The sequence below is a fragment of the Streptomyces sp. NPDC002884 genome (assembly GCF_040295245.1).
GTDB lineage: Bacteria > Actinomycetota > Actinomycetes > Streptomycetales > Streptomycetaceae > Streptomyces.
In genome coordinates this window covers 182,705-208,829 of the sequence record NZ_JBEOVB010000011.1, presented here as the reverse complement: position 1 = coordinate 208,829, position 26,125 = coordinate 182,705, and the positions used below count along the sequence as shown (strand labels likewise).

At 71.3% G+C, this 26,125-nt stretch carries 26 protein-coding genes; 20 read left to right on the top strand and 6 right to left on the bottom strand.

What is annotated here, in order from left to right; all coding sequences use genetic code 11:
• The first annotated feature begins 65 nt into the window (after positions 1-65).
• The 4 genes from ABT070_RS23440 (at position 66) to ABT070_RS23425 (ending at position 4,206) form a co-directional block, all read left to right on the top strand.
• Positions 66-1,064: an ABC transporter permease gene (locus ABT070_RS23440; protein ID WP_351763692.1), complete on the top strand. Its 999-nt coding sequence runs from the start codon at positions 66-68 to the stop codon at positions 1,062-1,064.
• Positions 1,061-2,158, top strand: coding sequence for an ABC transporter ATP-binding protein (locus ABT070_RS23435; protein WP_351763690.1), 1,098 nt, complete (start codon positions 1,061-1,063; stop codon positions 2,156-2,158). Before ABT070_RS23440 ends, ABT070_RS23435 begins: the two co-directional genes overlap by 4 nt.
• A complete protein-coding gene (locus tag ABT070_RS23430) occupies positions 2,155-3,486 on the top strand; it encodes an ABC transporter ATP-binding protein (protein WP_351763689.1) in 1,332 nt (443 codons plus the stop codon). Before ABT070_RS23435 ends, ABT070_RS23430 begins: the two co-directional genes overlap by 4 nt.
• A gap of 63 nt (positions 3,487-3,549) precedes the next feature.
• Positions 3,550-4,206: a trimeric intracellular cation channel family protein gene (locus ABT070_RS23425; protein WP_351763687.1), complete on the top strand. Its 657-nt coding sequence runs from the start codon at positions 3,550-3,552 to the stop codon at positions 4,204-4,206.
• Here the strand turns inward: ABT070_RS23425 and ABT070_RS23420 are convergent.
• Positions 4,115-5,371, bottom strand: coding sequence for an alpha/beta hydrolase (locus ABT070_RS23420; protein WP_351763769.1), 1,257 nt, complete (start codon positions 5,369-5,371; stop codon positions 4,115-4,117). The two genes, ABT070_RS23425 and ABT070_RS23420, sit on opposite strands and share 92 nt — an antisense overlap.
• 288 nt (positions 5,372-5,659) lie before the next feature.
• On the opposite strand from ABT070_RS23420, the gene ABT070_RS23415 reads away from it, so the two are divergent.
• Both ABT070_RS23415 and ABT070_RS23410 read left to right on the top strand, forming a co-directional pair.
• On the top strand, positions 5,660-6,553 hold the full coding sequence (locus ABT070_RS23415) for a thioesterase family protein (RefSeq protein WP_351763685.1): 894 nt from the start codon (positions 5,660-5,662) through the stop codon (positions 6,551-6,553).
• Between the two features lie 205 nt (positions 6,554-6,758).
• A complete protein-coding gene (locus ABT070_RS23410) occupies positions 6,759-7,160 on the top strand; it encodes a hypothetical protein (protein ID WP_351763683.1) in 402 nt (133 codons plus the stop codon).
• A gap of 84 nt (positions 7,161-7,244) precedes the next feature.
• Here the strand turns inward: ABT070_RS23410 and ABT070_RS23405 are convergent, their stop codons facing one another.
• A complete protein-coding gene (locus ABT070_RS23405) occupies positions 7,245-7,871 on the bottom strand; it encodes a TetR family transcriptional regulator (protein ID WP_351763681.1) in 627 nt (208 codons plus the stop codon).
• 122 nt (positions 7,872-7,993) lie between these two features.
• Here ABT070_RS23405 and ABT070_RS23400 point away from each other — a divergent pair, with 122 nt between their 5' ends.
• From ABT070_RS23400 to ABT070_RS23390, 3 genes are read left to right on the top strand one after another with little or no spacing between them, the layout of a single operon-like run.
• The gene (locus ABT070_RS23400) at positions 7,994-8,167 is read left to right on the top strand and encodes a hypothetical protein (protein ID WP_351763679.1); all 174 of its coding nucleotides are present in this window, start codon (positions 7,994-7,996) and stop codon (positions 8,165-8,167) included.
• A gap of 35 nt (positions 8,168-8,202) precedes the next feature.
• A complete protein-coding gene (locus ABT070_RS23395; protein WP_351763677.1) occupies positions 8,203-8,469 on the top strand; it encodes a DUF4190 domain-containing protein in 267 nt (88 codons plus the stop codon).
• A 60-nt stretch (positions 8,470-8,529) separates the two neighbouring features.
• Positions 8,530-9,693: a cysteine desulfurase family protein gene (locus ABT070_RS23390; protein WP_351763675.1), complete on the top strand. Its 1,164-nt coding sequence runs from the start codon at positions 8,530-8,532 to the stop codon at positions 9,691-9,693.
• A 240-nt stretch (positions 9,694-9,933) separates the two neighbouring features.
• Here ABT070_RS23390 and ABT070_RS23385 read toward each other — a convergent pair whose 3' ends face one another.
• Complete coding sequence (locus ABT070_RS23385; protein WP_351763673.1) at positions 9,934-11,526, bottom strand: multicopper oxidase family protein; 1,593 nt, start codon at positions 11,524-11,526, stop codon at positions 9,934-9,936.
• A gap of 218 nt (positions 11,527-11,744) precedes the next feature.
• The gene (locus ABT070_RS23380) at positions 11,745-12,404 is read right to left on the bottom strand and encodes an N-acetylmuramoyl-L-alanine amidase (RefSeq protein WP_351763671.1); all 660 of its coding nucleotides are present in this window, start codon (positions 12,402-12,404) and stop codon (positions 11,745-11,747) included.
• A gap of 83 nt (positions 12,405-12,487) precedes the next feature.
• Here ABT070_RS23380 and mnmA point away from each other — a divergent pair, with 83 nt between their 5' ends.
• Complete coding sequence (mnmA, locus tag ABT070_RS23375) at positions 12,488-13,618, top strand: tRNA 2-thiouridine(34) synthase MnmA (protein ID WP_351763669.1); 1,131 nt, start codon at positions 12,488-12,490, stop codon at positions 13,616-13,618.
• A 3-nt stretch (positions 13,619-13,621) separates the two neighbouring features.
• Here mnmA and ABT070_RS23370 read toward each other — a convergent pair whose 3' ends face one another.
• Together ABT070_RS23370 and ABT070_RS23365 are read right to left on the bottom strand one after the other, a co-directional pair.
• The gene (locus tag ABT070_RS23370; protein ID WP_351763667.1) at positions 13,622-14,407 is read right to left on the bottom strand and encodes an alpha/beta fold hydrolase; all 786 of its coding nucleotides are present in this window, start codon (positions 14,405-14,407) and stop codon (positions 13,622-13,624) included.
• Positions 14,408-14,445: 38 nt separating this feature from the next.
• Complete coding sequence (locus ABT070_RS23365) at positions 14,446-14,784, bottom strand: DUF427 domain-containing protein (protein ID WP_351763665.1); 339 nt, start codon at positions 14,782-14,784, stop codon at positions 14,446-14,448.
• A gap of 50 nt (positions 14,785-14,834) precedes the next feature.
• Here ABT070_RS23365 and ABT070_RS23360 point away from each other — a divergent pair, with 50 nt between their 5' ends.
• From ABT070_RS23360 to ABT070_RS23315, 10 genes are all read left to right on the top strand, one after another.
• Positions 14,835-15,398, top strand: a complete 564-nt coding sequence (locus tag ABT070_RS23360; protein WP_351763663.1) for an LOG family protein — start codon at positions 14,835-14,837, stop codon at positions 15,396-15,398.
• Between the two features lie 27 nt (positions 15,399-15,425).
• Positions 15,426-16,115 (top strand): SDR family oxidoreductase, encoded by a 690-nt coding sequence (locus ABT070_RS23355; RefSeq protein WP_351763661.1) that lies wholly within the window; start codon positions 15,426-15,428, stop codon positions 16,113-16,115.
• Between the two features lie 50 nt (positions 16,116-16,165).
• Positions 16,166-17,167 (top strand): methionine synthase, encoded by a 1,002-nt coding sequence (locus ABT070_RS23350; protein ID WP_351763659.1) that lies wholly within the window; start codon positions 16,166-16,168, stop codon positions 17,165-17,167.
• A 15-nt stretch (positions 17,168-17,182) separates the two neighbouring features.
• The gene (gene ligA, locus ABT070_RS23345; RefSeq protein WP_351763657.1) at positions 17,183-19,375 is read left to right on the top strand and encodes an NAD-dependent DNA ligase LigA; all 2,193 of its coding nucleotides are present in this window, start codon (positions 17,183-17,185) and stop codon (positions 19,373-19,375) included.
• 270 nt (positions 19,376-19,645) lie between these two features.
• Complete coding sequence (locus ABT070_RS23340) at positions 19,646-21,901, top strand: putative bifunctional diguanylate cyclase/phosphodiesterase (protein ID WP_351763655.1); 2,256 nt, start codon at positions 19,646-19,648, stop codon at positions 21,899-21,901.
• A gap of 105 nt (positions 21,902-22,006) precedes the next feature.
• A complete protein-coding gene (gatC, locus tag ABT070_RS23335) occupies positions 22,007-22,303 on the top strand; it encodes an Asp-tRNA(Asn)/Glu-tRNA(Gln) amidotransferase subunit GatC (RefSeq protein ID WP_007384860.1) in 297 nt (98 codons plus the stop codon).
• A 5-nt stretch (positions 22,304-22,308) separates the two neighbouring features.
• A complete protein-coding gene (gene gatA, locus ABT070_RS23330) occupies positions 22,309-23,811 on the top strand; it encodes an Asp-tRNA(Asn)/Glu-tRNA(Gln) amidotransferase subunit GatA (RefSeq protein WP_351763653.1) in 1,503 nt (500 codons plus the stop codon).
• Entirely contained in the window at positions 23,808-24,047 is a 240-nt protein-coding gene (locus ABT070_RS23325) for a hypothetical protein (RefSeq protein ID WP_020131415.1), read from the top strand. The genes gatA and ABT070_RS23325 overlap by 4 nt, the downstream gene beginning before the upstream one ends.
• 15 nt (positions 24,048-24,062) lie before the next feature.
• The gene (gene gatB / locus ABT070_RS23320; RefSeq protein ID WP_351763651.1) at positions 24,063-25,577 is read left to right on the top strand and encodes an Asp-tRNA(Asn)/Glu-tRNA(Gln) amidotransferase subunit GatB; all 1,515 of its coding nucleotides are present in this window, start codon (positions 24,063-24,065) and stop codon (positions 25,575-25,577) included.
• A 97-nt stretch (positions 25,578-25,674) separates the two neighbouring features.
• Positions 25,675-26,094, top strand: a complete 420-nt coding sequence (locus ABT070_RS23315) for a hypothetical protein (RefSeq protein WP_351763649.1) — start codon at positions 25,675-25,677, stop codon at positions 26,092-26,094.
• Positions 26,095-26,125 lie beyond the last annotated feature (31 nt).

The following is a 26,125-nucleotide window of genomic DNA, read 5'->3' as shown; positions in this document are numbered from 1 at the left end:
CGCGGCGTGATCGCGGGCCGTCGGACGATCTCCGACGGCCCGCGGTCCGCGGCGGGCCGAGAGCTGTGCTCGCTTATCTCATCAGGCGGTTGTTCGCCGCCGCAGTGATGCTCGTGGTCATCGTCATGGTGGTCTTCGGCATCTTCTTCCTCATCCCCAAGTGGGCTGGCGTAGACATCGCCTTGAGCTTCGTGGGCAAGCAGGCCGACCCTGCCGCCGTCGAGGGTGTGCGCGAGAAGCTGGGCCTGGGCGACCCGATCTACGCCCAGGTCTGGGAATTCTTCAAGGGCATCTTCGCCGGCCGGACCTACACGGGCGGTGGCGATTCCATACACTGCGCCGCCCCGTGCTTCGGCTACTCCTTCCGCAGTGAGCAGGCCGTCTGGCCGGTGCTGACCGACCGCTTCCCGGTGACCCTGGCGCTCGCGCTCGGTGCCGCCGTGCTGTGGCTGATCTTCGGTGTCTCGGCGGGCGTGCTCTCCGCGCTCAAGCGGGGCAGCCTGTGGGACCGCGGCGCGATGGTGATCGCGCTCTCGGGCGTCTCCCTCCCGATCTACTTCACCGGCATGGTCGCCCTGTCGATCTTCGTCTACGGACTGGATCTGTTCGACGGGCAGTTCGTGCCACTGGAGGACAGTCTCAGCGGCTGGTTCGGCGGGATGATCCTGCCTTGGGTCACCCTCGCGTTCCTGTACGCGGCCATGTACGCCCGCATCACCCGGGCCACCATGCTGGAGATCCTGGGCGAGGACTACATCCGCACCGCCCGCGCCAAGGGTCTCAAGGAACACACCGTCATCGGCAAGCACGCGATGCGCTCCACGATGACTCCGCTGCTGACCATGCTCGGCATGGACCTGGGCGCCCTCATCGGCGGTGCGATCCTGACCGAGACGGCGTTCAACCTGCCCGGCCTCGGCCAGGCGGTGCTCAACGCCATCAAGAACCAGGACCTGCCCATCATCCTGGGCGTCACCCTGATCACTTCTCTGGCGGTACTCGTCGCCAACCTCGTGGTGGACATCCTGTACGCCGTGATCGACCCCCGAGTGAGGCTCTCATGACCGAACTCAGCAAGAGCGGAGCGGCCGTGGGCGAGCCCACCCCCGCCTCGCCCGCGCCGAACGCCTTCCTCGAAGTGCGCGACCTCAAGGTGCACTTCCCGACCGACGACGGTCTGGTCAAGTCCGTCGACGGGCTCAGCTTCCAGCTGGAGAAGGGCAAGACCCTCGGCATCGTGGGCGAGTCCGGCTCCGGCAAGTCGGTGACCTCGCTCGGCATCATGGGTCTGCACACGGCCGGCCAGTACGGCAAGCGCAAGGCGCAGATCTCCGGCGAGATCTGGCTGGACGGCACCGAGCTGCTGTCCGCCGACCCGGACCACGTGCGCAAGCTGCGCGGCCGCGAGATGGCGATGATCTTCCAGGATCCGCTGTCGGCGCTGCACCCGTACTACACGATCGGTCAGCAGATCGTGGAGGCGTACCGGATCCACCACGACGTCACCAAGAAGGCCGCCAAGCGCCGCGCGGTCGAGATGCTCGACCGGGTGGGCATCCCGCAGCCGGACAAGCGGGTCGACAGCTACCCGCACGAGTTCTCCGGCGGTATGCGTCAGCGCGCGATGATCGCGATGTCGCTGGTCAACAACCCCGAACTGCTGATCGCGGACGAGCCGACGACCGCCCTGGACGTGACCGTCCAGGCGCAGATCCTCGACCTCATCCGTGACCTCCAGAAGGAGTTCGGCTCCGCGGTCATCGTCATCACCCACGACCTGGGCGTCGTCGCCGAACTCGCCGACGACATCCTGGTGATGTACGGCGGGCGCTGCGTCGAGCGGGGTCCGGCCGACAAGGTGTTCTACGAGCCCCGGCACCCCTACACCTGGGGTCTGCTCGGCTCGATGCCGCGGCTGGACCGTGAGCAGCAGGAGCGCCTGATCCCGGTCAAGGGCTCCCCGCCCTCGCTGATCAACATCCCGTCCGGCTGCGCCTTCAACCCGCGCTGCCCGTACGCGGACCTCCCGAAGGACAACGTGACCCGCACCGTCCGGCCCGAGCTGGCCGAGGTCGGCAGCCGGCACTGGGCCGCCTGCCACCTGGGCACGGAGCAGCGGGAGCGTATCTGGACCGAAGAGATTGCGCCGAAGCTGTGAGTGACGACGACAAAGCGGTGAAGATCCCCGCACAGGCCGACGGGCCGACCGATCAGGGCGCCACGCTCACCGCGGACGCCGCCCCGGGCGAGGTCCTGCTGAAGGTGACCGGGCTCCAGAAGCACTTCCCGATCAAGAAGGGCCTGCTCCAGCGGCAGGTCGGGGCGGTGCACGCGGTCGACGGCATCGACTTCGAGGTCCGCTCCGGCGAGACCCTCGGCGTCGTGGGCGAGTCCGGCTGCGGCAAGTCCACGATGGGCCGGCTGATCACCCGGCTGCTCGAGCCGACCGCGGGCAAGGTCGAGTTCCAGGGCAAGGACATCACGCACCTCGGCGTGAGCGGCATGCGTCCGCTGCGCCGCGATGTGCAGATGATCTTCCAGGACCCGTACTCGTCGCTGAACCCGCGCCACACCATCGGCACGATCGTCGGCGCTCCCTTCAAGCTCCAAGGCGTCGAGCCCGAGGGCGGCATCAAGAAGGAAGTGCAGCGGCTGCTGTCGGTCGTGGGGCTCAACCCCGAGCACTACAACCGCTACCCGCACGAGTTCTCCGGCGGTCAGCGTCAGCGCATCGGCATCGCCCGCGCGCTCGCGCTGAACCCGAAGCTGGTCGTGGCGGACGAGCCGGTCTCGGCGCTCGACGTGTCGATCCAGGCCCAGGTCGTCAACCTGCTGGACGACCTCCAGCAGGAGCTCGGCCTCACCTACGTGATCATCGCGCACGACCTCTCGGTCGTCCGGCACGTCTCGGACCGCATCGCGGTGATGTACCTCGGCAAGATCGTGGAGCTGGCCGACCGGGATCTGCTCTACCGGTCGCCGATGCACCCGTACACCAAGGCGCTGATGTCGGCGGTGCCGATCCCGGACCCGCGGCGCAAGCACGCCAAGAGTGAGCGGATCCTGCTCAAGGGCGACGTGCCCTCGCCGATCTCGCCGCCGAGCGGCTGCCGCTTCCACACCCGGTGCTGGAAGGCGACCCAGGTCTGCAAGACCACCGAGCCGGTCCTCGTCGAGCTGCGGACCGGCCAGCAGGTGGCCTGCCACCACCCGGAGAACTTCGAGGACCAGGCCCCGCAGGACACCGTCCTGCTGACCGTCGCCAAGGAGGCGGCGGAGCTGGTGGCCGACGAGGTGCTCGCGGAGTCGGCGGAGACGTCGGCCGCGGTGGCGGCGGAAGTGGCGGAAACGGCGGCCGAAGCGGCTGCGGGGCCCGCCGAGCCGGGCGAGGCCGGCGGGGACGCCGAGGAGACCGGCGGAGCCGCGCAGGCCCCGCAGGCCGCTCCGGAGGCTTCCGGTGACGATGCTCCGGCCAAAGAGAAGTAAGTAACACCGAGCCCCCGCCTTGCAATGTAAGGCGGGGGCTTTGTGCTGGGTGAGAATGTAGGGGTGCTCCAGCAAATCTTCAGCCCCTCCGTCCAGCACACGCTCGACCTGATCGGCATCTTCGTCTTCGCCATCTCGGGCGCGCTGCTGGCCGTCCGCAAGAACTTCGACGTGTTCGGCATCGCCATGCTCGCCGAGGTCACCGCGCTGGGCGGCGGAGTCTTCCGGGACCTGGTCATCGGGGCCGTGCCCCCGGCCGCCTTCACGGACCTGGGGTACTTCCTCACCCCGCTGCTGGCCGCCCTCCTGGTCGTCTTCCTGCACCCGCAGGTGGAGCGCATCCAGGCGGGCGTCAACGCCTTCGACGCGGCCGGCCTCGGCCTGTTCTGCGTCACGGGGACGACGAAGGCCTACGACTACGGCCTCGGCCTCACCGCGTCGGCCGCGCTGGGCGTCGCCACCGCCGTCGGCGGCGGTGTGCTGCGCGATGTGCTGGCCAACGAGGTCCCCTCGCTGCTGCGCTGGGACCGCGACCTCTACGCGGTCCCGGCGATCGTCGGCGCCACCGTGGTGGCGCTCTGCATCCGCTACGACGCGCTCACCCCGCTGGCCAGCGGGGTGGCCGTCGTCACCGCCTTCGTGCTGCGGCTGCTCGCGATGCGGTTCCACTGGCGAGCGCCGCGTGCCTGGAATCGACGGTCGACGGTGCGCGAGGAGTAGTCCCCTTGGCCTTCCCCTTCCCCTTCCCGTCGTGGGTGACCGGGTGCTGGTCCAGCTGGGTGGTCAGCCAGCGGAACGCCGGCACGACCTGCGGCCGCCACAGCGCCATGGTGTGGCCGCCCGCATCGGTCGGGATGTAGACGACGTGCACGGCCGTCGGCGCCTTCGCCTCCCGGCGCAGGGCCAGCGCCGCCTCGTAGCCGTCCTTCGGCTGGCCGGAGAGGTAGAGGGCCACGGGGGGCGGCACGGCGGCCTTGCACAGCAGCACGTAGGGGTTGTTGGCCCGGCGCAGGGCGGGGCTCTGCGCGGCGAGGGAGTTGGGCTCGACGATCGGGTCGCTGTACCCGGACAGGCTCACCGCGGCCCGGTAGCGGTCCGGGTGGGCGACGGCGAGCTTGGCCGCGCAGTGGCCCCCGGCGGAGTAGCCGGCGACCGCCCAGCCCTTGGGCGCGGGCTGGGCCCGGAAGTTGTCCCTGACCATCTTCGGTACGTCGATGCTGAGCCAGCTGTCGGCGTTGACGGTGCCCGGGACGTTGGCGCAGCCGGTGTCCACGCCCGGGAGCAGCGTGGTGCGCGGCGCGACCAGGATGAACGGGGCGACCTTGCCCGCGCGCATCAGCGGCGCCAGTTGCTCGTGCACGTGCAGCGTCCCGTACCAGGACTTCGCGGAGCCCGGGTAGCCCGGCAGCAGCTCCACCACGGGGAAGGCGCGGCGGGCGTAGGCGGGCTCGTCGTACTGCGGGGGCAGCCAGACGTAGACCTCGGCGTTGACGCCGGAGACCTGGCCCTTGAGCTGGGTGACGCGTACCCCGCCCGCCGCGTGCATGCCCGGCCCCTCGGCCTGCGTGAACGTCTGCCGGACCCTGGGCAGCCGGTCCAGCGCGATACCGCCGGTGCCGTCGGCGCCCAGGTCGGCGGCCTGCTGCACATGGGTGCCGGTGCCCAGCAGGTCGTCCCAGGTGTCGTACAGGCCGTTGGAGTTGTTGACCAGGACGAAGACCAGGGCCACGGCCGTGCCCTGGGCGAACAGCAGCATCACCATCCGGGCCGCGGCGCGCAGGACCCGCGGCCCGCGCAGCCGCGACCACATCAGCAGCGGCAGCGCGACGGCGAGCACGGACAGCGCGATCAGGGTGTAGAGGAACGGAGTCCCGGTGAGGCTCATGTCCTTGCAGAGGGGAAACCGGGCGTCGAGGTTACGGACGAGTTCGGACACTTACCAAGAAATTGCCGACCGCTCACCCGAACCGGTCACCGATGGGACCCGAACCGGTCATGACCCGGGCTCGGTGTGTTCATCCGGCGGCAGTGTGCCTGTAGTACGCCTGTAGTACGCCTGTAGTACGCCTGTAGTGCGGCAGTGACGCGGCCTTGGCGCGGCCGCAGCGCCGCCGTAGCCCGGCCGAAGCATCCAAAGCTACCGCTTAGTAATGAGCTGTTGTACGGTTCAGGCATGCCAGAAGCAGCTACCGCGGCGGCCGAGCGCACCTCCACCGCCTTCGTCACGGCCCCGACCGGTGACAGCGAGTCCGAGTTCGAGTTCGACCGCGACACCGCGCTCACCCGACGCGCGCCCGGCGTCTACGACATCGACCTCTCGGCCGGCTGGACGATCATCAGCGCCGTCAACGGCGGCTACCTTCTCGCCGTCCTCGGCCGCGCGCTCGCGGACGCCCTGCCGCACCGCGACCCGTTCACGATCTCGGCGCACTACCTCACGGCGTCCCAGCCCGGCCCCGCGGTCGTCCGTACGGACATCGTCCGCACCGGCCGCACCCTGTCCACCGGCCAGGCCTCGCTCTTCCAGTACGACGAGAACGGCGCCGAGGTCGAGCGGATCCGCGTCCTCGCCTCCTACGGCGACCTGGACACCCTGCCGGACGACGTCCGTACGACGGCGAAGCCGCCCGCCCTCCCGCCGATGGACCAGTGCTTCGGCCCCGAGGACGGACCGGCGCCCGTCGACGGCAGCTCCGCGATCGCCGACCGTCTGATGCTCAAGCTCGACCCGTCGACCCTCGGCTGGGCGCTCGGACAGCCCTCCGGCAAGGGCGAGATGCGGGCCTGGTTCGGTCTGAAGGACGGCCGTGACCCCGACCCGCTCTCCCTCCTCCTCGCGGTGGACGCCCTGCCGCCCACCGCCTTCGAGATCGGCCTGCGCGGCTGGGTCCCCACGGTCGAGCTGACGGTCCACGTCCGCTGCCGTCCGGCTCCGGGCCCGCTGCGCGTCTCCGTCACCACCCGCAACCTCGCGGGCGGCTTCCTGGAGGAGGACGCCGAGGTGTGGGACAGCGCGGACCGACTGGTCGCGCAGTCACGGCAGTTGGCGCGGGTCAGGCTCGGCTGAGCCCGGGCACCCGGGGGCTTCTGTCACGGAGCTGTACCAGCGCACCGAGCCGACCGCCGAGGTGAACTGCCAGGTCAGCAAGGTTTCTTGAGATGCGCTTTACCTGATTGACAGGCAGGGGACAGAGGGGCCCCAAGGAAGGCCTAAGCGCCGTTGGTTGAGTTCCGGTCTCAGGTCCTCCTCATCTTCCCCGGAGCTGTTTCTCATGAAGCGTGCGCTGATGCCCGTCCGTCTCGTCCCCGCGGTGGCGTTGCTGGCGCTCTCGCCCCTCGCCCTGGTGGCCTGCGGTTCGGGCGACTCCTCCTCGACCAGCGGGACGACTGCCCAGCAGTCCTGTCAGCCGCCGTCCGGCAACCCCTCGGGCAGGCCGAGCGGCGCCCCCTCCGGTGCTCCGTCGGGAGCCCCGTCGGGTGCGCCGACCGGCGCCGCCTCGGGGCAGCCGACGGGCACACCGACCGGCACGCCGACGGGTGTTCCGTCGGGCATGCCGAGCGGCGGTCCCGGCGGCGGCGGTCAGGGTGGCCCCGGCGGCGGCCAGGGCGGCGGCTGCGGCGGTCCGGGCGGAGGCCAGGGACAGCAGGGGCAGCAGGCCCAGCAGCAGGGCTGACGACGGTTCGGCCACAGGGGCGGCGCACCCGGGAACGGGCGCGCCGCCCCTGTGGCGTCGGCGTACGGGTGTGCCGCGGGGCTGTCAGTCCAGCCAGTGCCGGCGGCCGATGCTGATGAGCCGCATCTGGCGGGCGGCGAGCAGGCCGACCCGCTCCCGTTCCTCCTGTGAGGACTCCAGCGCCTCCAGGAACAGCGAGGCCGTGACGAGCATCTGGTCGACGTAGAGGTGCGAGAGCATCAGCAGGTCGTCGTCGCTCCAGCCCTCGGCCTCGGCGTCCTTGGCCAGCTCGGTCCTCACCTCCTCGGCGAACCGGGCCAGTTGGTCCCGGATCGCCTCCCGCACCGGCTGTACCCCGCCGTGCCGCTCCCGGGCGATGAAACGGACGGGGGCGGGGTGCGCGGTCACATGACCGGCGATCAACTCGACGGCGCGCGTGATGCGTTCCTCGCTGGAGCCGGCCGTGGTCACGGTGGTGCGGATCATCGGGTGCAGGCTGCCCAGCGCCTCCTCGACCAGGGCCACGCCCAGATCCGCGGTGGAGCGGAAGTGGCGGTAGAAGGCGGTCGGGGCGACCCCGACGGCACGGGTGACCTCGCGCAACCCCAGGCTGCTCAGGCTCTGCTCCTCCAGCAGCACCAACGCCGCGTCCATGAGCGCCTGCCGGGTCTTCTGCTTCTGGGCCTGCCTGATGCCGAGGGTGTGACTCATGTCATCCAGTTAACAACTGTTCTCTGGAATTGGAAAGCCGGGGTACACGCTAGACTCAAGAGTCAGTGAACAAGTGTAACCACAACTGTTCACCCAAACTTTACGGAGGGGGATCCGATCCCATGCTGTTCCTCGTTGCGGCCCTGCTGCTGTTCGGCGTCGTCATGGGCACCGTGGCCCACGCGCCGTTCGCCTTCACCCTCGTGGCCGCCGCCGTGATCGCCGCCTGGCTCGGCGTCTTCGCGCTCCGCGAGCGCCACGGCCGTCGCCGGCACACCTCGACCTCGGCCCACTGACCCGCCGCACCGTCATCCACAGGAGCTGACCAGCCATGCAACTCACCGCACCGGCCACCCGCCGCACCGGCATCCGGGACACCGACGGCATGGCCGTCGCGTCCTTCGTCCTCGGCCTCGTCGGCCTGCTCGTCCTCAACGTCTTCCTCGGCCCGATCGCCATCGTCCTGGCGACGGTCGCCCTCTGGCGCGGCACGGCCCGTCGCGGTCGCGCCTTCCTCGGACTGGGTCTGGGCGTCGCCGACCTGCTGGTCCTCGTGGCGTTCATGCAGGCGGACTCGACGGTTTCCTGGAGCTTCTGACCGCCCGGGCTCACCTGCCAGCGAGGCGTGCCACCCGGCCCCCGTAGAATCGGGCCCACCATGGCATACCTCGACCACGCCGCGACCACGCCGATGCTCCCCGAGGCGGTCGAGGCACTCACCGCGCACCTGGGCGTCACCGGCAACGCCTCCTCCCTGCACGCGGCCGGCCGGAAGGCCCGCCGCACGGTCGAGGAAGCCCGGGAGACCCTCGCGGACGCGCTCGGCGCCCGTCCCAGCGAGGTCGTCCTCACCTCCGGCGGCACCGAGGCCGACAACCTCGCGGTCAAGGGCCTGTACTGGTCCCGCCGCGACACGGACCCGGCCCGCACCCGCGTCCTGGCCAGCCCGGTCGAACACCACGCCGTCCTCGACGCCGTGCACTGGCTCGGCGAGCACGAGGGCGCCACGGTCGAGTACCTGCCGGTCGACTCCTACGGGCGGGTCCACCCCGAAGCGCTCCGCGAAGCCATCGCCCGCAACCCTCACGACGTCGCCCTGGCCACCGTCATGTGGGCGAACAACGAGATCGGCACGATCCTGCCGGTCCGTGAACTGGCGGACGTGGCAGCCGAGTTCGACGTCCCGCTGCACGCCGACGCCGTCCAGGCCTTCGGTCAGGTCCCCGTCGACTTCACCGCCTCCGGCCTCGCCGCGATGACGGTCTCCGGCCACAAGATCGGCGGCCCGTACGGCATCGGCGCCCTCCTCCTCGGCCGTGAGTACACCCCCGTGCCGGTCCTGCACGGCGGCGGCCAGGAGCGCCATGTCCGCTCCGGCACCCTCGACGTCCCCGCCATCGCCTCCTTCGCGGTCGCCGGACGCCTCGCCGCAGAGCAGCGCGAGTGGTTCGCCCGCGAGATCGGCGCCCTGCGCGACGCGCTGATCGACGCGGTCCGTGCGGCCGTCCCGGACGCGATCCTCGGCGGGGACCCGGTGGACCGGCTGCCGGCCAACGCCCACTTCACCTTCCCGGGCTGTGAGGGCGACTCCCTGCTGCTGCTGCTCGACGCCCAGGGCATCGAGTGCTCCACCGGCTCCGCCTGCACCGCCGGCGTCGCCCAGCCCAGCCACGTCCTGCTGGCCACCGGCACCGACCCCGACCTGGCCCGCGGCACCCTGCGCTTCTCGCTCGGCCACACCTCCACCGAGGCCGACGTCGAGGCCGTCGCCAAGGTCATCGGCCCGGCGGTGGAGCGGGCACGCGCGGCCGGACTGACGTGACGCCGGCCGTCCCCGGCGGCCGCGACGCGGCGGCGGCCGGTCTCGACGGTGACGGCGTACGCGACCTCGCGGTGGCCGACGGCGCCGGAGGCGAGGCGGATGTGTTCAAAGGTGCCTGCCAGCCACCGCCGCCACCATGGACCTGGCCCGGGTACGCCCGGCCGGGGCTGCCGCCGGCACTTCCACTGCCGGCGGCAGCCTGCTCGGGAGGGCCGCGGTGACCGGCCCGCCGGGGGCGGGCTAGCTCTCCGTGACCATGAGGGACGCCATCATGCCCTCGTCCTCGTGCTGGAGAAGATGGCAATGGAGCATGTACATGTACGTGTCGTCGGTGAAGTCGGTGAACTTCATCGCGATCTTGATGGAGCCGCCGCCGACCACCTCGAAGGTGTCGAACCAGCCGAGGTTCACGCCGGTCGGCGCCTCGCCGTTGATCTCGATCAACTGGTAGGGCACGTCATGCAGATGGAACGAGTGCTCGAGCTGCGTGCTGTTCGTGATCGTCCAGATCTCCTCGGCGTCCAGCGTGGTGCTGATCATCGCCATCTTGGCCATGGTGGTGCCCACCGAGCCGTTGATGGTCATGGTCCCGCCGGTGCCCTGGCCGAGGGTGATCGTCCGGGCGGTGAAGGTGCTCGTGTCGTATCGGGTGATGGTGTTGAGCGTGCTCGGCAGGGCGGCCGGGGTGTCGGTGGCGTCCGGGGTCACGGTCAGGAAGTCGTAGGTGCCGCTTCCGCCGCGGATCCAGCCGGTGGTGACGACGGCCTGGAGGGTGACCGCGTCCTCGAGGTCGAGGACGAACTCGGCGCGGGCGCCGGCCACCAGCCGGATGGTGGTCACCTCGGTGGGCTCGGTGAGATAGCCCTGGTCGGTGGCGATCTGGGTGAGGGTCCCGCCGTCGCCGCGCTGGACGGTCATGATGTCGGCGGGGGAGGCGTTCAGGACCCGGAAGCGGGTGCGCTTCTTGGTGGCGGTGAAGCCGAGGGTCGTCGAGTCCACGTTGGTGCCGTTGACCAGCACCGGGAAGACGACGCCCGAGCTGCGGTAGCCGGTGGCCTCGTACTTGATGTCGCCGGCGGCGTCGACCGCCAGACACTGGAGGATGATCGGGATGTCGTCGACGCCGTACTCGCTCGGCAGCGCGGCCGAGACGTCCGAGTCGTCCTCCACGATGATCATCCCGGCCAGGCCGTGGACCACCTGCTCGGCCGTGGTGCCCAGGGCGTGCGGGTGGTACCAGAGGGTCTTGGCCTCGTCGAGGACCTCGAAGGTGGGCGACCAGGTCACGCCGTCCGCGAAGGCGTTCTGCGGGCCGCCGTCCATCTTGGGCGGGATGTGGGCGCCGTGGAAGTGGACCGAGGTGTCCGCGCCCAGGGTGTTGGTGAAGTTCATCAGGACCGTGTCGCCCTTGGTCCACTTCATGGTCGGGCCGAGGTACGAACCGTTGTAGCCGGCCGTGGTGCTGGTGACGCCGCCGAGCACCTCGCTGGTGCCGGTCTTCGCGGTCAGGGTGTAGGTGGTGGCGCCGTCGGTGGTGGTGGCCTCCAGCAGGTCGGGGATGGTCAGGGTGCCGGTGGCGTCGGCGGCCGACGCCTTGTTGCTGTTGCCGCCCGTCAGCAGGGAGAAGGTGACCCCGGCCGTCCCGACGGCGGCCAGCCCGGCCGCGCCCGCCATGCCGCCGAGGAACTTCCGCCGGTGCAGGCCCTTGCCCTGCCCGCCCTTGGTCTCACCGCTCTTCGCGTGGCGCTCGTCCTTGGCGCCCCGGTCGTTTCGCGCGTGGGCGCCCTTGCTCTGCCGTCCCGCGCCGGAGGCGGGATCTGTGGTGTGGGTCATGGCCGTGGAGCTTCGGGCTAAGGCCTATGTGAAGACTGGGTCGAACCTAGGAGTGAGCCGAGGAGGCTGTGCGACCTCCGTGCCTCCCAACTCCCTTGAAGAAAAGCCAAGTTGGTGGAACGCAGGTCATGTTCATGGCGCGGGACACATCGGACGGCCGGCTCTCATCGGTTGTTCACGATATTGAGCACATGTGACCTGTATCACATTGCTGATCCTCAGGCGGCCGAGGTCTGCGCCTCGCGCACGAGCCGCAGATACCGATCCCAGTCCCAGTGCTCGCCCGGGTCGGTGTGATCCGTGCCCGGCACCTCCACATGCCCGATGATGTGCTCCCGGTCGACGGCTATGTCGTACCGCCGGCAGATCGCTGCGGTCAGCCGGGCGGAGGCGGTGTACATCGCGTCGGTGAAGTCCTGCGGCCGGTCCACGAAGCCCTCGTGCTCGATGCCGACACTGCGCTCGTTGTACGCCCGGTTGCCCGCGTGGTACGCCACGTCCAGCTCCCGGATCATCTGCGTGACGTGGCCGTCCTTGCCGACGATGTAGTGCGCCGCCGCCTTGTGCCCCGGGTCCTCGAACGCCTTCACCGCGCTGTCGAGGTCGCCCTGCGTGACATGGACGACGACCATGTCGATCCCGTAGTCGTCCGGCCGGTCCGCCCAGCGGAAGTTGGCCTCCGACGCGGCCACCCACCGAGCGCCCCGGAAGTCCACCGCCCCCTCCACCCGCTGTCTGCGCACGCCCGGCAGCCGCCAGTACAGCCGCGCCAGTTCGTCACGCGCCAGCACGCCCGTGCCGACGGCGGCCGCCGCCCCGCCGATCAGCAGGGCACGCCGCCCGATCCGCCGGTCGGAGTCGCTCTTCTTCGCCCCCATGTCCGTGCCCTTCCTCGCCCCTCGTGATCGTCAACGCATACTCGCGGGCTCCGGTTCCCGACGACCCGTACCCTGGAAGGGTTATGACTGAGACCTCGCAGCGTTCCCGCCCCCTCCGCGTACTCGCCGCCATGTCCGGCGGGGTCGACTCCGCCGTCGCCGCCGCCCGCGCAGCCGAAGCCGGCCACGACGTGACAGGCGTCCATCTCGCGCTCTCCGCGAACCCGCAGTCGTTCCGCACCGGCGCGCGAGGCTGTTGCACGATCGAGGACTCCCGCGACGCCCGCCGGGCCGCCGACGTCATCGGCATCCCGTTCTACGTCTGGGACCTCGCCGACCGCTTCCGCGAGGACGTCGTCGACGACTTCGTCGCCGAGTACGAGGCCGGCCGCACCCCCAATCCCTGTCTGCGCTGCAACGAGAAGATCAAGTTCGCCGCGCTGCTCGACAAGGCGCTCGCCCTGGGCTTCGACGCGGTGTGCACCGGCCACTACGCGAAGGTGCTGGTCCGGGAGGACGGCACGCGCGAGCTGCACCGCGCCTCCGACATGGCCAAGGACCAGTCGTACGTCCTCGGAGTCCTCGACGACCGGCAGCTCGCCCACGCGCTCTTCCCCCTCGGCGACACGGTGACGACGAAGGACGAGATCCGCGCGGAGGCCGAGCGCCGGGGCCTGGCGGTCGCCAAGAAGCCCGACTCCCACGACATCTGCTTCATCGCCGACGGCGACACCCAGGGCTTCCTCGCGAACCGCCTGGGCCGGGCGGAGGGCGACATCGTCGACGAGTCCGGCGCGAAGGTGGGCAGCCACGAGGGCGCGTACGGCTTCACCATCGGCCAGCGCAAGGGCCTGCGCATCGGCACCCCGGCCGCCGACGGCAAGCCGCGCTACGTCCTCGACATCTCCCCGGTGAACAACACGGTGACGGTCGGCCCGGCCGCCTCCCTGGACGTCGGCGCCCTGACCGCGATCAGGCCCCGCTGGTGCGGAGCCGCCCCGACCGGCCCCGGCACCTACACGGCCCAGCTGCGCGCCCACGGCGGCGAGACCGAGGTGCGGGCCGAACTCGTCGACGGCTCCCTCGAGGTCACCTTCACGGAGCCCGTCCGGGGCGTGGCCCCCGGCCAGGCGATCGTGCTGTACGACGACACGCGCGTGGTGGGCTCGGCGACCATCGCGGCCACCGTGCGGACGACGGCCGGGGTGGCCTGACCGTCAGCCGCGCGACCCGAGGAACTCCGCCAGCACCGGCGCGAGGACGTTCGGGTCCACCATGTGGGTCTGGCCCCCGAGCACGCGGTACGCGCCGTCCGCGACCGCGTCCGCGACGGCACGTGTGGCCTCGCGCAGCCACGGCGGGCTGGCCTCGCCCGCAAGGGCGAGCACCGGGACGCCGACCGAGGCCAGCCGCTCCCGGGGCGGCGGGCCGCCGCCCAGTACGGCGTCGTCGTGGGCGAGGGTCGGCGCGATGGCCTCCATCCCCTCCCACATCGGTGACTGCCGGGCGCCCCGGATCATCTCCTCGGCCAGCCCCGTCAGCCGCAGGAACAGCTCGACGGCGTCCCCGCGCCGTCCCTGCGCGAGCGCCTCGGTGAGGTTCGCGGTGTACGCGGCACGGCCCCGCACGTCCTCCTCGTCCAGGGCGTACGGCGTCTCGTACACGGCCACGCGTGGCACCGGCAGGCCGGCGGCTGCCGCCTCCAGCACCAGCGCGCCGCCCGAGGAGACGCCGTACAGCGCCGCCTCGCCGCCCGCCGCGTCGATGAGGGCCGCCAGGTCCTCGACCTCGCGTGCCACCGCGTAGGGGGCCGTGTCGCCGCTCTCGCCGCGGCCCCGGCGGTCGTACCGCAGGACCGTGAAGCGGTCCGTGAGCAGGCCGGCCAGGGGCGCCATGGTGCCGCCCGTGGACATCGCCCCGCTCACCAGGATGACCGCGGGCCCCTCGCCTGCGCTTGCGTAGGCGAGTTCGGTGCCGTCGCGCGAAATGGTCTTCTTGTCCATGCTCATGCAGACTGCCGCACGGCACGGCGGTCATCGGCCTACGACACCTCGGCTTCCGAGACTTCCACTTCGTAGAAGCAGAGATGGTTCTTGATCTCGGCGACATCGGGCTTGGGATCGGGATAGCCCCAGACGAGGTCCGGCGCGTCCGGCAGTGACCAGTACGAGGCCGTCCCCTTGAAGGGGCAGTACGTGTGGGTGTCGGAGGGGGTCAGCAGGTCCAGCCGTACGTCCTCGGCGGGGAGGTAGTACCGCACCGGACAGCCGGTCTCGCGCAGGGCGAGCGCCCGGTCGGTCTCGGCCAGCACGTGGCCCCCGTGGACGACCCTGACGTGCCGGTCGTCCCGCTCGATGGTGATCGTGTGTCCTCGGGTCATGACGGGAAAGCGCCTGCGGGCCGCCGGTTCTTCCCGCGTACGGTGGTCGCATGCGTATCTGCGTCTTCCTCTCCGCCGCCGACCTCGCCGACCGCTACACTCGCCCCGCGCGCGAGTTCGCCGAACTCCTCGGCAAGGGCGGCCACACCCTCGTGTGGGGCGGCTCCGACACCGGCCTGATGAAGGTGGTCGCGGACGGTGTGCAGGAGGCGGGCGGCCGGCTGTGCGGGGTGTCGGTGGACTTCCTCGCCGCCAAGGCGCGGGCCGGGGCCGACGAGATGGTCGTCGCGCGGGACCTCGCCGAGCGCAAGCGGCTCCTGCTGGAGAAGTCCGACGCCGTCGTGATCATGGTCGGCGGGACCGGGACGTTGGACGAGGCCACCGAGATCCTGGAACTGAAGAAGCACGGACACACCGACAAGCCGGTCGTGCTGCTCAACACCGCGGGCTTCTACGACGGCCTCAAGGAGCAGTTCCGCCGCATGGAGGACGAGGGTTTCCTGCCCCGCCCCCTCGCCGACCTGGTGTTCTTCGCGGAGGAGCCGGTCGGCGCCTTGGCCTACCTGGAGGCCGGGACATCGTCGGCCGCCGCCGCGGGGCAGGACATCGCGTGACTCCCCGGTGATGCGAGCATGGCGGGCATGGCTACTCATGTGATCACCGGAGCAGGTTCCGGCATCGGCGCGGCCGTCGCCCGCCGCCTGCACGCGCGCGGGGACGAACTCGTGCTGCACGCGCGCGACGCGGGCCGCGCGAAGGAACTCGCGGCGGAGTTTCCCGGGGCCCGGACCCTGGTCGGCGACCTGGCCGAGCCCGCCAAGCTGAGCTGGGCCTTCTCCCACCAGACGCTCCCCGACCGGGTGGACTCGCTCCTCCACATCGCCGGCGTGGTCGACCTGGGCCCGGTCGGCGACCTGACCCCGAAGGCCTGGCGCCACCAGCTCGACGTCAACCTGATCGCCCCGGCCGAGCTGACCCGCCACTTCCTGCCCCAGCTCCGGACCACCCGGGGGCACGTGGTCTTCGTGAACTCCGGGGCGGGGCTGCGGGCGAGCGCCGACTGGTCCGCGTACGCCGCCTCCAAGCACGGCCTGAAGGCGCTGGCGGACGCCCTGCGCGCCGAGGAGCACGGCAACGGCGTCCGCGTCACCTCCGTCTACCCCGGCCGCACCGCCAGCCCCATGCAGGCCAAGGTCCACCGGCAGGAGGGCAAGGAGTACGACCCGGGGGAGTGGATCGACCCCGAGTCGGTCGCGACGACGATCCTCATGGCCCTCGACCTGCCCCGGGACGCGGAGGTCAACGACCTGACGGTGCGGCCGGGGCGGTGAGGCGTCCGCGGGGGGCGGGACACGCTCCCGCGCCTACGTAGGCTTCACCCGTGAACGCACACTTCAGTTTCGGCCCCGCCACCGGCGTCGGCTCCCTGCCCGGCGGTGACGCCCGCGAGGCCGCCAGGGCCGCCACCGGGTCCTTCGAGGACTTCCCGTTTCTCGCCGAGCTGCCGGCCCGCGGTCCGGGCGCCGACATGATCGGCCGTACCGCGGGGATGCTCGTCGAGCTGTTCGCGCGCGTGGAGCCCAGTGGCTGGCGCCTCGGCGACCGGCCGGGCCGGGACACCAAGCGGGCCCGGTCCTGGCTGGGGGAGGACCTCGACGCGCTGGAGGAGTTCACGCAGGGCTACGAGGGCCAGGTGAAGGTGCAGGCCGTCGGGCCCTGGACCCTCGCCGCCGCCCTGGAACTGAGGAACGGTCAGTCGGCGCTCTCCGACCACGGCGCCCGCCGCGACCTCGCCGGCTCCCTCGCCGAGGGTCTGCGCCTCCACCTCGACGAGGTGCGGCGCCGGGTACCCGGCGCGCAGCTCGTGCTCCAGCTCGACGAACCCTCCCTGACCGCCGTCCTGCGCGGCCAGGTGCGGACCGCCAGCGGCTACCGGACCCACCGCGCCGTCGACCGGCAGGTAGTGGAGGCCACGCTCCGGGACGTCGTCCAGGCGCACGGCGACGGGCCCGTCGTGGTCCACTCCTGCGCACCGGACGTCCCGTTCGCCCTGCTGCGCCGGGTCGGCGCGGCGGCCGTCTCCTTCGACTTCTCGCTGCTCACCGAGCGTGACGACGACGCGATCGGCGAGGCGGTCGAAGGGGGTACCCGGCTGTTCGCCGGTGTCGTGCCGGGCGTGGACGCCCCTTTGTCAGACCCTGCCGGTAGCGTCATGGGTGTCAGGACGCTGTGGCGCAGGCTGGGGCTGCAGCCGGGGCTGCTCGCGGAGGCGGTCACGCTCACGCCGTCGTGCGGCCTCGCGGGAGCTTCCCCCGCGTACGCGCGCCAGGCCCTCGCCCACTGCGTCCTGGCGGCGAGATCCCTCGCGGACAACCCAGAGTAACGGGAGGACGACACGGTGGCCGGCGACAGGCAAGCGGAGACGACGGTGCCCAGCGAGGCACGGGAGAAGCACGCGCAGCTGGCTGAGCAGATCGAGGAGCACCGCTTCCGGTACTACGTGAAGGACGCTCCCGTCATCAGCGACGCGGAGTTCGACCGGCTGCTGCGCGCCGTGGAGGCGCTGGAGGAGGAGTACGCCGAGCTGCGGACGCCCGACTCGCCGACCCAGAAGGTCGCGGGCGCTTACGCCACGGAGTTCACGGCCGTCCAGCACCGCGAGCGCATGCTCTCCCTCGACAACGCCTTCGACGACCTGGAGCTCGCCGCGTGGGCCGAGCGCGTCCACAAGGACGTGGGCAGCTCCGCGTACCACTTCCTGTGCGAGCTCAAGGTCGACGGCCTCGCCGTCAACCTCACCTACGAGAACGGCCGGCTCACGCGCGCGGCGACCCGCGGCGACGGCCGCACGGGCGAGGACATCACGCCCAACGTGCGCACCATCGCGGAGATCCCCGACCGCCTCACCGGTGACGGAGTCCCGACCCTGGTGGAGATCCGGGGCGAGGTCTACTTCCCGATGGAGAAGTTCGAGGAGCTGAACGCCCGGCTGGTCGAGGCGGGCGACAAGCCCTTCGCCAACCCGCGCAACGCGGCGGCCGGTTCACTGCGCCAGAAGGACCCGCGTGTCACCGCCTCGCGCCCGCTGCACATGGTCGTGCACGGCATCGGCGCCCTGGAGGGCTACGAGGGCCTCACCCGTCTCTCCGAGGCCTACGACCTCCTCAGGACCTGGGGCCTGCCCACCTCCCCGCACAACAAGGTGGTCGGCGACCTCGACGGCGTACGGGCGTTCATCGCGTACTACGGCGAGAACCGGCACTCGGTGGAGCACGAGATCGACGGCGTGGTCGTCAAGCTCGACGACATCCGCCTCCAGGGGCGGCTCGGCTCCACGGCCCGTGCCCCCCGGTGGGCGATCGCCTACAAGTACGCGCCGGAGGAGGTCAACACCAAGCTCGTCAACATCCGGGTGGGTGTCGGCCGTACCGGCCGCGTGACGCCGTACGCCCAGGTCGAGCCGGTCACGGTGGCGGGCTCCGAGGTCGAGTTCGCCACCCTGCACAACCAGGAGGTCGTCAAGGCCAAGGGCGTGCTGATCGGCGACACGGTGGTGCTGCGCAAGGCCGGTGACGTGATCCCGGAGATCCTCGGCCCGGTCGTCGACCTGCGCGACGGCAGCGAGCGCGCGTTCGTGATGCCGGCCGAGTGCCCGGCGTGCGGTGCGGCGCTGCGGCCGATGAAGGAGGGGGACATCGACCTGCGCTGCCCCAACGCCCGTGCCTGCCCGGCCCAGTTGCGCGAGCGGGTGTTCTACCTGGCCGGCCGCAAGGCGCTGGACATCGAGCAGTTCGGTTACGTCGCCGCGGCCGCCCTCACCAACCCGCTGGAGCCGGCCGACCCGCCGCTGCGGGACGAGGGCGACCTCTTCGACCTCACCATCGACCGGCTGCTGCCCATCAAGGCGTACGTCCTCGACCAGGACAGCGGGCTGCCCAAGCGGGACCCGAAGACGGGCGAGGAGAAGATCGCCACGGTCTTCGCCAACCAGCAGGGCGAGCCGAAGAAGAACGCGCTCGCCATGCTGGAGAACATCGCCGCCGCCAAGGAGCGCCCGCTGGCGCGCATGCTCACCGGGCTGTCGATCCGTCACGTCGGACCGGTCGCGGCCGAGGCGCTGGCCCGCGAGTTCCGCTCGATCGAGCGGATCGAGCAGGCGTCGGAGGAGGAGCTGGCGGCCACCGACGGGGTGGGTGCCATCATCGCGGCCTCGCTCAAGGAGTGGTTCGCCGAGGACTGGCACCAGGAGATCCTGCGCAAGTGGAGGGCCGCCGGCGTCCGCATGGAGGAGGAGGGCTCCGGGGAGGACGAAGGACCGCGTCCCCTCGAAGGGCTGACCCTCGTCGTCACCGGCACCCTGGAGCACTTCACCCGGGACGGCGCCAAGGACGCCCTGCAGAACCAAGGGGCGAAGGTGACCGGTTCGGTTTCGAAGAAGACATCTTTCGTCGTTGTGGGTGACAATCCTGGATCCAAGTACGACAAGGCGATGCAACTGAAGGTGCCGGTTCTGAACGAGGACGGCTTCACCGTCCTCCTGGAACAGGGACCCGAGGCGGCGGCCGAAGTGGCCCTTCCGACCGAGGAGTAGCCAAGATCGGCGGTTGAAGGTCACCCGATCGGCGCATACCAGATGCATACGGGTGGCCGGGGCGCATTCGGGCAACCGTCGACGACCGCTGCCCGTGGAAGCCTTCCGCGGCCTACTGTTGAGACGTGCGCCTGCCGTGCCCAGCCGCGGCCGGGGCATCCCCGTGCTCCTGGTGAGACACGGGGAAGGGTTCTCCAACGCGGCGCCGCCCGGAGTTGTCGGGCAACGGGTCGCGTGGCGTGGGCACCGCAGGCTGTGAGAGGGACGGGAATGGAACCGACCGAGAGCGCCGCCCCGGACGAACGGCTGCGCCGACGCCGGGTCGCCGGCGTCTGGTGGGGGAACTGGTGGACGGCGCGCTCCGAGCGGCCTCCGGGCGCGGAGGCCTACGTGCCGCACACCGCGCCGTACGCGACGCCGCATTCCGCTCCCGACCTCCGCGTCACCTCCGCCCCGCATCCGGGGCTGTCCGACCCCGAGGCCGACCGGCACCTGGCCTGGCCCGCGCTGCCCGCCTCGGTCGTCTCCGTGGCCGCCTTCGCCCTCGGCGCCGGCTTCTACCGCGCCTTCACCGGCCACCACGCGCTCTTCCCGTCCGGCACGGCCGGCTGGGCCCTGGCCGTACTGGCCGGCGTCATCGTCGGCCACCTGGTCCTGCTCGGCCGCGCCCGCTGGTGGGGCGGCACCGGCTCCGGCGCCGCCCTCACCCTCGCCGTCCTGCTGCTGTACGGCTGGGTGGCGGCCGGACTGGTCAGCCTCACCGTCGTCGTCCTGGTCGGCATAGCCCGGCGCCACCGCTGGCGGCAGGGCATCCTGCACGGCGCGGTGGACATCCTCGGCATCGGCGCGGGCGCGCTGCTGCTGGCCGCCTGCGGCCGGATACCGTCCGTGGAACACCCCTGGACCCCCGACAGCTGGACGGTCTACACCGGCCCCCAGGTGGTCCTGGTGGCCGTCGCCTATCTCGCCGTCACCCGGGTCCTGCTCTGGTACCTGCACGCCCCGCGCTCCGGCGGACTGCCCACCGTCGCCCGCACGGCCCTGGTCCGACAGGGCCTGGTCGCGGTCGCCCTGCTGGGCATCGCGCCGCTGATCTGCGTGGTGGCCGTGGCCAAGCCGATCCTGCTGCCGCTGTTCGCCATCCCGCTCATCGCCCTCGACTCCACCCTGTGGATGGCCCGCGCCCGCGCCGAGGAGCAGCTGCGCGACCCGCTGACCGGGCTGCCCAACCGCCAGTGGCTGCTGGAGCGCATCTGGACCGCCCTGGACGACGCGGAGCGCATCGGCGCCCGGGCCGCCCTGATGCTGATCGACCTGGACCGTTTCCGCTCGGTCAACGACACCCTCGGTCATCTTGCCGGCGACCGGCTGCTGCTCCAGATAGCCGAGCGGCTGAAGCTCGCCCTGCCGCGCGGGGCGGAGGTCGCGCGGCTCGGCGGGGACGAGTTCGCCGTCTTACTGCCCGTCGCGGACTCCACGACCTCGGCGTCACGGGTCGCCCGCGGGCTGGTCTCCGACCTCAGCTCGCCGCTCGACCTCGACGGGCTCACCCTCGTCCTGGAGGCCAGCGCGGGCGTCGCCGTCTACCCCGACCACGCTCTCGACGCGGAGGGCATGCTGCGCCGGGCCGACGTGGCGATGTACCAGGCCAAACGGGACCGTACGGGCGTGGAGGTGTACGAGTCCAAGCGCGACTCCAACACCCCCGACCGGCTCGGACTGCTGGGCGACCTGCGGCGGGCCCTCGACGCCCACGAGGTCGAGCTGCACTACCAGCCGAAGGTCCGCTTCGACGGGCAGGTGGCGGGGCTGGAGGCGCTGGTCCGCTGGGTGCACCCGGAGCGCGGGAGGGTACCGCCGGACGAGTTCATAGCGATCGCCGAGTCGTCCGGGCTGATGCCCCATCTGACGGAGTACGTGCTGGAGACGGCGCTCGGCCAGGTCGCCAAGTGGCGGGCCCAGGGGCTGTACGTGCCGGTCGCGGTCAACGTCTCCCCCCGCGACGTGCACACGCCGGGCTTCGCCGGCTCCGTCGCGGCCCGGCTGGCCCGGCACGGAGTGCCCGCGGGAGCGCTCCAACTGGAGATAACGGAACACGTGCTGCTGGAGGACCCGCAGCGAGCCGCCGACACCCTGAACGCGCTGACCGGGCACGGCGTGAAGATGTCGCTGGACGACTTCGGGACGGGCTACTCCTCCCTGGTGCACCTGCGCCGCCTCCCCGTGAGCGAGCTGAAGATCGACCGCTCCTTCGTGGCCCGGCTGGCCGTCGACACCGAGGACGCGGAGATAGTGCGCTGCACGGTCGACCTCGCGCATTCGCTGGGGCTGCTGGTGGTCGCCGAGGGCGTCGAGGACGACGAGACCTGGGAACGCCTGCGCGACCTGGGCTGCGACGCGGTGCAGGGCTGGCTGGTGGCCGCGGCGATGCCCCCGGAGGAGACGACGGCCTGGCTGCGGGCCCGCGGCTCACGCGGCTGGCAGCGCCCCGCCGCGGCCCTTCCGGCAGCGGCGTCCGACGAGTAGCCCCCGCCCCGGACAGCCCCGGAGTATCCGTGTCACGGGTTCAGGGCCCCGCCCCCTAGGATTGGGCCCAAACCACACACTCACTCCACCCCAGAGGAACGCTGCATGCCTGGCATCACGCGCGAGGAGGTCGCCCACCTCGCCCGGCTGGCGCGTCTGGAGCTGAAGCCCGAAGAGCTCGAACACTTCGCGGGACAGCTGGACGACATCATCGGCGCGGTCGCCCGCGTCAGCGAGGTCGCCGACCAAGACGTACCGCCGACCTCGCACCCGCTCCCGCTGACGAACGTCATGCGGGCGGACGAGGTCCGTCCGTCGCTCACCCCCGAGCAGGCGCTCTCCGGCGCCCCGGCCCAGGAGCAGCAGCGTTTCAAGGTGCCGCAGATCCTGGGGGAGGACTAACCGCCATGACGGACAACGTCACCATCATCAAGCTCACCGCCGCCGAGACCGCCGCGAAGATCGCCTCCGGCGAGCTCACGGCCGTCCAGGTCACCGAGGCGCATCTGGCGCGCATCGAGGCCGTCGATGAGAAGGTCCACGCCTTCCTGCACGTCGACCGTGCGGGCGCGCTGGCCCAGGCCCGCGCCGTGGACGAGAAGCGGGAGCGGGGCGAGAAGCTCGGCCCGCTGGCCGGCGTACCGCTCGCGCTCAAGGACATCTTCACCACCGAGGGCATCCCGACGACCGTCGGTTCCAAGATCCTCGAGGGCTGGATCCCGCCGTACGACGCGACGCTCACCAAGCGGCTGAAGGCCGCCGACGTCGTCATCCTCGGCAAGACCAACATGGACGAGTTCGCCATGGGGTCGAGCACCGAGAACAGCGCCTACGGGCCGACCGGCAACCCCTGGGACCTCACCAAGATCCCCGGCGGTTCCGGCGGCGGCTCCTCCGCCGCGCTCGCCTCCTTCCAGGCGCCCCTGGCCATCGGCACCGACACCGGCGGCTCCATCCGCCAGCCGGCCTCTGTCACCGGTACGGTCGGCGTGAAGCCGACGTACGGCGCGGTCTCGCGGTACGGCATGGTCGCCTTCTCGTCCTCCCTCGACCAGGGCGGCCCCTGCGCCCGTACGGTCCTGGACGCGGCACTGCTGCACGAGGTCATCGCCGGGCACGACCCGCTGGACTCCACCTCCATCGACGCGCCCGTCCCGCCGGTCGTCGAGGCCGCCCGCAACGGCAGCGTCGACGGCATGCGGGTCGGCGTCGTGAAGCAGTTCCGCGGCGAGGGCTACCAGGCCGGCGTCATCCAGCGGTTCGACGAGTCCGTCGCGCTGCTGAAGGAACTGGGCGCCGAGATCGTCGAGCTGGACTGCCCGTCCTTCGACCTCGCGCTGTCGGCGTACTACCTGATCGCGCCGTCCGAGTGCTCCTCCAACCTCGCCCGCTTCGACGGCCTGCGCTACGGCCTGCGGACCGGCGACGACGGCGGCCACTCGGCCGAGGAGGTCACCTCCCTCACCCGTGAGGCGGGCTTCGGCCCCGAGGTCAAGCGCCGCATCATGCTCGGCACGTACGCCCTGAGCTCCGGCTACTACGACGCGTACTACGGCTCCGCCCAGAAGGTCCGCACGCTCATCACGCGGGACTTCGAGAAGGCCTTCGAGCAGGTCGACGTGATCGTGTCGCCCACGACGCCGACCACCGCCTTCGCGATCGGCGAGCGCGCCGACGACCCGATGGCGATGTACCTGGCCGACCTGTGCACCATCCCGACCAACCTCGCGGGCAACGCGGCCATGTCGCTGCCCTGCGGCCTCGCCCCGGAGGACAACCTCCCGGTCGGGCTGCAGATCATCGCCCCGGCGCTGAAGGACGACCGGCTGTACAAGGTCGGCGCCGCCGTCGAGGCCGCCTTCGTGGAAAGGTGGGGTCACCCGCTTCTCGAGGAGGCTCCGTCGCTGTGAGCGCACTGAACAAGGCCAAGGGCTTCAAGAAGTCCAAGTCCGGTACGTACCTGTCCATCGCCGGGACCGCGTTCGGCGCGTTCGGCGTCGCCAAGCGGCTGAAGAAGGCCCGCGCCGAGAAGGACACCCTGGTCCTGATCGACGCCACCGTGTCCGCCGTCGCCATCGTCACCGGCCTCGCCATCCTCTACCGCGAGCTGAAGCGGCTGGGCGACGACGACGTCCTGCTGGGCTGAGAGGGAAGTTTCACCGTGACCACCACGACCGACCTGGAGTCGTACGAGGACGCGCTGGCGTCGTACGACCCCGTCATGGGCCTCGAGGTCCACGTCGAACTCGGCACCAGGACGAAGATGTTCTGCGGGTGTTCGACCGAGCTGGGCGCCGAGCCCAACTCGCAGACCTGCCCCACCTGCCTCGGCATGCCCGGCGCGCTTCCGGTCGTCAACGCGATCGGCATCGAGTCGGCGATCAAGATCGGTCTCGCGCTGAACTGCGAGATCGCCGAGTGGTGCCGCTTCGCCCGGAAGAACTACTTCTATCCGGACATGCCGAAGAACTTCCAGACCTCCCAGTACGACGAGCCGATCGCCTTCGACGGCTACCTCGACGTACAGCTGGAGGACGGCGAGACCTTCCGGGTGCAGATCGAGCGCGCCCACATGGAGGAGGACACCGGCAAGTCGACGCACGTCGGCGGCGCCACCGGCCGTATCCACGGCGCGTCCCACTCCCTGCTGGACTACAACCGCGCCGGCATCCCGCTCATCGAGATCGTCACCAAGCCGATCGAAGGGGCCGGCGAGCGCGCCCCCGAGGTCGCGCGGGCGTACGTCCGTGAGCTGCGCGAGCTCATCAAGGCGCTCGGCGTCTCCGAGGCCCGCATGGAGATGGGCCAGATGCGCTGCGACGTGAACCTGTCGCTGCGCCCGCACGGCCGGGAGAAGTTCGGTACCCGGTCCGAGACGAAGAACGTGAACTCGCTGCGGTCGGTGGAGCGCGCGGCCCGTTTCGAGATCCAGCGGCACGCCGCCGTGCTGAACGGCGGCGGCACGATCATCCAGGAGACCCGCCACTTCCACGAGGACACCGGGTCGACGACCTCGGGCCGCGTGAAGGAGGAGGCCGAGGACTACCGGTACTTCCCGGAGCCCGACCTGGTGCCGATCGCCCCGTCCCGCGAGTGGGTCGAGGAGATCCGGGGCGGTCTGCCGGAGCTGCCGCTGGCCCGCCGCAACCGGCTGCTCGCCGAGTGGGGCATCGCCGCCGCCGACATGCAGTCGATCACCAACGCCGGTGCGCTGGACCTGATCGTCGCCTCCATCGACGCCGGCGCCGACGCGGCCTCCGCCCGTAAGTGGTGGATGGGTGAACTGGCCCGCAGCGCCAACGAGTCGGGCGTCCCGCTCGACGAGCTGGCGATCACGCCGGAGCAGGTCGCCCGGGTCACCGAGCTGGTGAACAAGGGCGATCTGAACGACAAGCTGGCCCGTCAGGTCATCGAGGGCGTCCTCGCCGGCGAGGGCACCCCGGACCAGGTCGTCGACAAGCGCGGTCTGAAGGTCGTCTCCGACGAGGGCGCGCTCACCGCCGCCGTCGAGGAGGCCATCGCCGGCAACCCGGGCATCGCCGACAAGATCCGCGGCGGCAAGGTGGCCGCGGCCGGTGCCCTGGTCGGCGCCGTGATGAAGGCCACGCGCGGGCAGGCCGACGCGGCCCGCGTCAAGGAGCTGATCCTGGAGAAGCTGGGCGTCAGCGAGGGCTGAGCCCGCCGTTCTCCTCGCGCCCGGGGGGAATGCGCCGCACCGGCGCGTTCCCCCTGGGCGTCTCCCTTCTCAGCGCGACGCGCTACGCTCGCCCGCCATGAGGGCACGAACCGACTCCGACACGCAGGACGACATACACGACGGCCCGCAGGCCGGAACGACCGGAGCGAACGGCACGGCCGAAGCGGCCGACGCGGCGGACCCGGACGACGACACGGACAGCGACACGGACGGCCAAGCGGACGACGAAACGGACGAGGAACTCGGCACCGAGGACGCCCGGCGGGCCCGCTGGACGGCGATCGGCACCGGAGCGCTGCTCACCCTCGCCGGACTCGCCGCGTCCCTCATGCGCCTCACCGGCTCCGCCCCCGCCCTCGTCCCGGCGGCCTACGCCCTCGGCGCCGCGGTCTGCGCCCTCGCCGCCCTCCTGGGCTCCCGCGGCCGTACCCGGCGCGCGCTGTGGCTGCTGATCGCCGGGGTGATGGTGATGGCGATCGGCGACCAGGCCGACTGACACGTGCCCTACGTGGCCTGACACCGCGGCC